This is a genomic window from Collinsella sp. OM07-12, assembly GCF_003438275.1.
GTDB lineage: Bacteria > Actinomycetota > Coriobacteriia > Coriobacteriales > Coriobacteriaceae > Collinsella.
This window is the reverse complement of the sequence record NZ_QSTQ01000036.1, coordinates 1-6,718: the sequence shown is the minus strand read 5'-3', so window position 1 is coordinate 6,718 and position 6,718 is coordinate 1. Positions and strand designations below refer to the sequence as shown.

General features: G+C 58.0%; 6 protein-coding genes. 4 read left to right on the top strand and 2 right to left on the bottom strand.

Going from position 1 to position 6,718, the window contains the following annotated elements; translation table 11 throughout:
• Positions 1-125 precede the first annotated feature (125 nt).
• Positions 126-593 carry a hypothetical protein gene (locus DXB98_RS10120; RefSeq protein WP_147330328.1) on the bottom strand — a complete coding sequence of 156 codons (468 nt, stop codon included), beginning with the start codon at positions 591-593 and terminating at the stop codon, positions 126-128.
• Positions 594-870: 277 nt separating this feature from the next.
• Between DXB98_RS10120 and DXB98_RS09805 the strand changes: the two genes are divergently transcribed.
• Positions 871-1,302, top strand: coding sequence for an Hsp20/alpha crystallin family protein (locus tag DXB98_RS09805; RefSeq protein WP_055251783.1), 432 nt, complete (start codon positions 871-873; stop codon positions 1,300-1,302).
• Positions 1,303-1,384: 82 nt separating this feature from the next.
• Here DXB98_RS09805 and DXB98_RS09800 read toward each other — a convergent pair whose 3' ends face one another.
• Positions 1,385-2,194, bottom strand: a complete 810-nt coding sequence (locus DXB98_RS09800; RefSeq protein WP_117743987.1) for an MBL fold metallo-hydrolase — start codon at positions 2,192-2,194, stop codon at positions 1,385-1,387.
• Positions 2,195-2,242: 48 nt separating this feature from the next.
• Here DXB98_RS09800 and tilS point away from each other — a divergent pair, with 48 nt between their 5' ends.
• From tilS to ftsH, 3 genes are all read left to right on the top strand, one after another.
• Positions 2,243-3,784 (top strand): tRNA lysidine(34) synthetase TilS, encoded by a 1,542-nt coding sequence (gene tilS / locus DXB98_RS09795; RefSeq protein ID WP_199407176.1) that lies wholly within the window; start codon positions 2,243-2,245, stop codon positions 3,782-3,784.
• 147 nt (positions 3,785-3,931) lie between these two features.
• Positions 3,932-4,480 carry a hypoxanthine phosphoribosyltransferase gene (gene hpt / locus DXB98_RS09790; RefSeq protein ID WP_055251779.1) on the top strand — a complete coding sequence of 183 codons (549 nt, stop codon included), beginning with the start codon at positions 3,932-3,934 and terminating at the stop codon, positions 4,478-4,480.
• 1 nt (position 4,481) lies between these two features.
• Positions 4,482-6,629 carry an ATP-dependent zinc metalloprotease FtsH gene (gene ftsH / locus DXB98_RS09785; RefSeq protein WP_117743985.1) on the top strand — a complete coding sequence of 716 codons (2,148 nt, stop codon included), beginning with the start codon at positions 4,482-4,484 and terminating at the stop codon, positions 6,627-6,629.
• Positions 6,630-6,718 lie beyond the last annotated feature (89 nt).

Sequence of the window (6,718 nt, the reverse complement as noted above, 5' to 3'; positions counted from 1 at the left end):
CGGCACCGAGCCGTCAGAGGAAATGGAGAAGGGGGAGGCCTAGCGGCCTCCCCCTTTTTTGCGTTTACGGGGCATAAATGACTCATTTACGCCAGACGATTTAATTCTTTTTTGGTATTGAGCTTTTATTTAAAGAAAATAAAACGAATAACAAGGGCAACTGCTATGGCTGTAATGATCAAAAGCAGGATTGCCAGTCGATGTTGCTTGCGTCGTTTACTTGACGAAACGAAGATTGATTTGCCCTGTTTTGGCGTTTCTAGATAGCGAGCCGAGTTCGTCAAGGTTTGCTTTGGTCGAGGACCTCTTTGTTGATGAGCGGCGGATGCTTTCAGTGGCTCATCACTAACTGCGCTGTTTTTAGATAATGGTGCGTCTTTCAGATATACAGGGTCTCCCGAGGCGACGCCCATATGTTTACATCCCGTTTGGGCATCCTCGAGTGTTTGATATCGATTTCTCGTCACATACTCGGGCTCCGGATCATTGATGGGCCCTTGCGAGATGTGGGGGCGGTGGAACCGTGGCGGCTGCGTGGAAGTATCTTCCCCCTGCGTCGGCATAAACATTTTGTTCTGGTTTCGGTCGTCCATGATGCCCTTTAGCTCGTTACCAACAACGTGTACGCGCTCATTGTAAGCCCCTTGTTATTTGTAGCTGCGAACATACTCGTTATTTAAGCTCTGGTTCAAAGAACCTTAACCTTACTAAAACTTGAGTCATACACACTTAGATATGCTTATAGTACTGGACTCAAAAAACTTTATAGTCGATGTATATCTAAGCACTGTGTGGGCATATATAAGAGCGTCAAAAGAAGTCCCAGTCACTTAGAAGATGGCTCGGCAGTCCTTAAAAGGAGTGGTAAACATGGCAAGCATGGTTCCTTATCGTTCGGTTTTTGGCGTTCGTCCTTCTGCTAGCTCGCTGTTCGATCTGTTTGATGACATGACCGACCTTGCAAACAACTCGATTGCTTCCAAGGCGTTCCCCGTTGATGTCGAGGACAAGGGCGATGGTTATGAGGTCAAGGCGTATCTGACCGGCGTGGCTAAGGATGACATCGATGTTGAGCTTAATGAAGGCCGTCTGTCCATTAGCGTGAACGTTGTGGAGGACGAGGAGAACGAGGGCAAGAACTTCCTGCAGAAGGAGTTCAGCTCGTACAGCGCGACGCGCGGCGTGTATCTCAAGGACGCTTCGAGCGAGGGCCTCTCGGCTAAGTATGCTGACGGCATCCTGACCGTAACGGTTCCCAAGATCGTCGAGAAGAAGAACGTTACGAAGATCTCCATCGACTAACTTCGTTGGTGCTCCGCGCTATTAAAAGACAGCAAAAGGGGCTGGGAAGCGATTCCCGGCCCCTTTTGCTGTCTAGGACAGACTATTGAATGGTTGCTGGTCGATGCTGGCTTGCGGGGCGTATCGAGAGTTTTCGCGATCCTTGGAGAAGGGTGGCGGAACTGCCGACCTCGTCATCCAGGGTTGCGGCTAGAGCTTTGGCATAGCTTTTGACGGTAAGGCTCGGGCGATTGTTATCTTGGCTGATATGCATCGCAATGAGCTGTTCGGTGCGATCGGTGACGAGCCCACGCGCTGCGTCGGCGGCTTGGTCGTTAGAGAGATGGCCTTTTGCAGATAAAATTCGCTCTTGGAGGAAGCGGGGGTAATCTCCTTGGCGCAGCATGGCCACATCGTGGTTGCTCTCGAGTGCAAGAACTCGGCAGTCTTCGAGGGTGTCTATAGCTTGTTTGGTTAGCTCTCCGGTGTCGGTGGCAAAGCCAATGGAGTCATCGAAAGTGTCGAATCGATAACCGACAGGATTGATGACATCATGCGATGTTGGGTAGGTTCGCACGCGGATGCCGGCAATGGAAAGCGTGTCGCCGGGGTCAAATTCCTCTACGGGTAGATGTGCGAGGGTTTCTTTGCACGAAAGCGTGCCCCTGCTGGCAAAGAGGGGACCATGCCAGTGCTTGCACCATACATCGAGCCCTTTGATGTGGTCGGTGTGCTCATGGGTAATTACAAGCGCGGCAACGTCGTCTGCCGAGAGGCCGAGCTCCGCCATGCGTTTAAGTGTCTCGCGGCGGGACAGGCCATCATCGATCATGATGAGACCTTGCGGCCCCTCGATGAGCGCGCAGTTGCCTTTTGAGCCGCTGCCGAGGATATGAAGGTGCAGGCGAGACATAAGATTCCAAAGGATACAATGGGTGCGGACGAATAGAGGAGGAAGCGAATGCCAACGGTATCTCAGCACTATGGACATCATGCTGCGTCGAGGGCGGATGATTACGCCCTAGCGACGCGGCAGACGGCTGCTCCTGTGGTGCTCATGGTATCAGGTGGTGCGGACTCGACGGCCTTGCTTCTTATGGCATGCACATCAAAGTTGGATATCATGGACGGGCGCGGCGTCGCTTCCATTGCGCGCGAGCGTCTGCACGTACTGCATGTAAATCATCACCTGCGTGGTGAGGCGTCCGATGGCGACGAGGCCTTTGTGCGCGAGCTCTGCGCGCAATATGGCTTGCCGCTGTGTGTTGAGCATGCCTATTTTGATGATGAATCGGGCAATATCGAGGCGGCTGCCCGCGAGGTACGCTATGCCGCGGCACGGAGATACGTTCGTGATCTCTGCGCCCAGACGGGCGCACCGCGGACGGCGGCCCGCATCTGTACGGCGCACACCTCATCGGACCGCGCGGAAACGTTTTTGATGAATGCGATTAAGGGGTCGGGGCCCGCTGGTCTATCGAGCATTCCACGCCGTCGGAACATCGTGGTACGCCCCTTGCTCGACCTCACGCATGATGAGCTCGTGAACTATCTGCAGGTGCATGGCCAGCTGTGGCGGGAGGATGAGAGCAACGAGGACGTTTCGTACCTGCGCAACTATGTGCGCCACCGGGTGATGCCGGTGGTGGCACAGCGCAACGCGAACGTCTGCAAGACGATTGGTGCCGCTTGCGAGATCCTGGGCGACGAGGATGCGTTTTTGTCTCAGCTTTCGGCTCAGGCGTTTCGAAGCTGCCTGCGCAAGGAAGTGGCGGGTGCGCTGGTCCTCGACGCGCGCCGCCTTGCCGCGGCCGAGGTGGTGATTGCCCGGCGCATGGTGCGACTGGCAATTAAGCGCATCGACCCCGATGCTCGGCCGGAGATGCGGCATGTGGAGCGCGTGCTCGCCTGTGTTGCCGAGGGTGCGGGCTCGGTCACACTCCCGGCGGGAATTGATGCGCGCGTGGAGTTTGGAATGCTGGCACTCAAGGCCCCGGTGGCGCGCGAGGGCTTAGTTGCCGACTGGGTCTCCGTTCCCGGGCGCCTGTCTTTGGGGGCGGGGCGTATGCTGGTGGCCGAGCCGATGGCCGTTGAGCCGGGATACGATGTCGTGCATCGAGCCCGCGAGCTTGTGGCTGCCGGAGAGGTAGCCGCTATCGTGGATGCGGCGGCCTTGGGCTTTGCCGACCGCGATAGCGATCGGATGCTCGCTGGCTCGTGCGGAGAGATTCCCGCTGAGGCTCGATCGGCGCGCTTGTGGGTGGATAACCCTGTGCCGGGGGATGTGATGTGCCCGCTGGGAATGAGTGGTCGAAGCAAGAAAGTGTCCGACCTGCTCAACGAGGCGCGCATTCCCGTTTCCGAACGCTCTGGCGTGCCCGTGATAAGAACGGCTCCGGGGGGAGCCGTGGTGTGGGTTGCGGGCGTTCGGGCCGACGAGCGTTTTAAATGCACGGCCGCAACGCGCGTGGCATATCTGCTCCGCGTAGTCGATGCGGAATAGCGCCTTGCGCCTACTATTCTGTGCGACGTTGACGGTATTCCCGCGCTGATGGCGCACGGGCTGGTAAATATACCCCGTGCGCTGCTAGAATGTGTAGTTCGCGTCCATACGGCGGTGTGTGGGCGATAAGCACAAGAAAGGGTTGTCATGGCTTCTCAACATCCGGATATCGAGAAGGTTCTGTTTACGCAGGAGGATATCGACGGTATCGTTTCTCGCCTAGGCGAGCAGATTACTCGCGACTACGCGGGTAAGGATCTGGTGCTGATTGCGGTCCTACGCGGCGCCGTGGTCTTTATGGGCGACCTGATGCGCAAGATCGAGCTGCCGACCAACATCGATTTCATGGCTGTTTCGAGCTATGGCGACGGCGTGAAGTCCTCCGGCATCGTGCGTATCATTAAGGACCTGGATATCGACATCCGTGGCCGCGACGTGCTGATCGTCGAGGACATTCTGGACTCGGGCCTGACGCTCAAGTATCTGATGAAGAACCTCGAGAGCCGCAAGCCCGCTTCTCTGGAGGTCGCCGCCTTCCTGTGGAAGGACGTTGAGGACCGTACCTCGGCCGTCACGCCCAAGTATGTTGGAACCCATTGCCCCGATGCCTTTGTGGTGGGCTACGGCCTCGACTATGCCGAGCGCTATCGTAACCTTCCGTATCTGGGCATTTTGAAACCGGAGGTTTATTCGTAAGATGCCCGACGACCGTAACGATAACAATTCCCAGACTCCCCGGGAGCCTAAGATCCCGGGGATGCCCGGAGGCAAGAAGCCCACGCGTACGGGCTGGCTGTATTTTATTTTGGCTTGCGCGCTTCTGGGCTACGCCTTCTTTAACATGGGCTCCGGCTTTGCCAATTCCAGCAATACCGTAAAGCTCGCGACGAGTGAGATGGTCAACGCCATTAAGCAGGATCGCGTCGAAGATCTGACCTATACGGTTCAAGACGGAAGCGTGACGGGTCATTACTGGAAGACGAAGAAGGACAAGGGCGACACGAGCGAGCTCAAGAGCTTCTCCTCGACCTATGTCGGCTCCGATTCGCTTGCCGAGCTTATGGCGGAGCACCCCGATACCAAGTACATCGTCAACACCAATGACCCCGATTTTTGGGGCGACCTGGCGATGAGCGTGCTTCCGACGATCGCCCTGATCGCCATCATGTTCTACTTTATGCGCCAGATGATGGGCGCCAACAACAGGAACATGCAGTTTGGCAAGACCAACGCCAAGACCAACGAGGCAACGCGCCCCAAGGTCAAGTTTGAGGATGTTGCCGGTGTGGACGAGGCGGTCGAGGAGCTCGAGGAGATCCGCGACTTTTTGAGCGATCCGGATCGCTATCGAAAGCTGGGCGCCAAGATTCCGCGCGGCGTGTTGCTGGTGGGCCCTCCGGGTACTGGTAAGACCCTGCTGGCCAAGGCCGTTGCCGGCGAGGCGGGCGTGCCGTTCTTTAGCATCTCGGGTTCCGACTTTGTCGAGATGTTCGTGGGCGTCGGCGCCAGCCGCGTGCGCGACCTCTTTAAGGAGGCCAAGTCCCAGGCCCCGTCGATCATCTTCATCGATGAGATCGATGCCGTGGGACGTCAGCGCGGAGCCGGCTTGGGCGGCGGTCACGACGAGCGCGAGCAGACGCTCAACCAGCTGCTGGTCGAGATGGACGGTTTTGAGGAGAGCGAGTCGGTCATCCTGATCGCCGCCACCAACCGCCCCGACATTCTGGATCCGGCGCTGCTGCGTCCCGGCCGTTTTGACCGCCAGGTTACGGTCGACCGTCCAGACGTAAAGGGCCGCGAGCAGATCTTGCGCGTGCATGCCGAGAATAAGCCGATGGACGAGGACGTTAAGTTTGAGAAGCTCGCCCAGATGACCGTTGGCTTTACCGGCGCCGATCTGGCGAACCTGCTCAACGAGTCTGCGCTGCTGGCCGCTCGCCGCCATCGTTCCGTGATATCGATGGACGAGGTCGAGGAATCGATGGAGCGCGTGATTGCCGGTCCGCAGCGCAAGGGTCGCGTGATGACCGAGGCCGAGCGCACCACGATCGCCTACCACGAGAGCGGTCACGCCCTGGTTGGTCACATCCTGGAGCACTCCGATCCGGTCCACAAAATCTCGATTGTCAGTCGCGGCCAGGCCCTGGGCTACACGCTGCAGCTTCCGCAGGAGGACCACTTCCTCAAGACCAAGAACGAGATGCTCGACGAGCTTGCCGTGTTCTTGGGCGGCCGCGTTGCCGAGGAGCTCATGTGCGACGACATCACGTCGGGCGCGAGCAACGATCTGGAGCGCGCGACCAAGATGGCGCGCGAGATGGTCACGCGTCTGGGCATGAGCGAGGAGCTGGGCACGCAGGTGTTTGGCGAGGCGCAGCATCAGGTGTTCCTGGGCCGCGATTACGCCGATCACCAGGATTACTCCGAGGAGACGGCGCGTCGCATCGACATTGAGGTCCAGCGCATTATGCGTGAGGCCCATCGTCGTGCGGTCGAGATTTTGGATGCTCGTCGCGATCAGCTTGACCTGATGGCGAAGGTGCTGCTTGAGCGCGAAACCGTCGAAGGCGACGCCGTGAACGCCCTGCTCGACAACGAGTGGGATGCCTACCTTGAGCGCGAGGGCGATATCCTGGCAGCCAAGGAGGAGCGCAATGCCAAGGCGGCCGGCATGCCGACCAAGAAGCGTGCGCCTCGTATGAGCGAGGAGGAGCTGGCGGCCGATGCCGCGGCATTTGCGCAGGCGGCCATGCAGGAGGATGCCGACGTCGCATCTGAGGATGCTGACGATGTCGAGACTGCTGACGCAAAGAAGGCCGACGGCAATACTGACGTCGACGAGTAATCTTTGTCACAAAAGCCTCCGCGGGGAAACCTATGGAGGCTTTTTCTTTGGCTCTGTTAGACCAGGATTGACATACATGTGTCCCCACG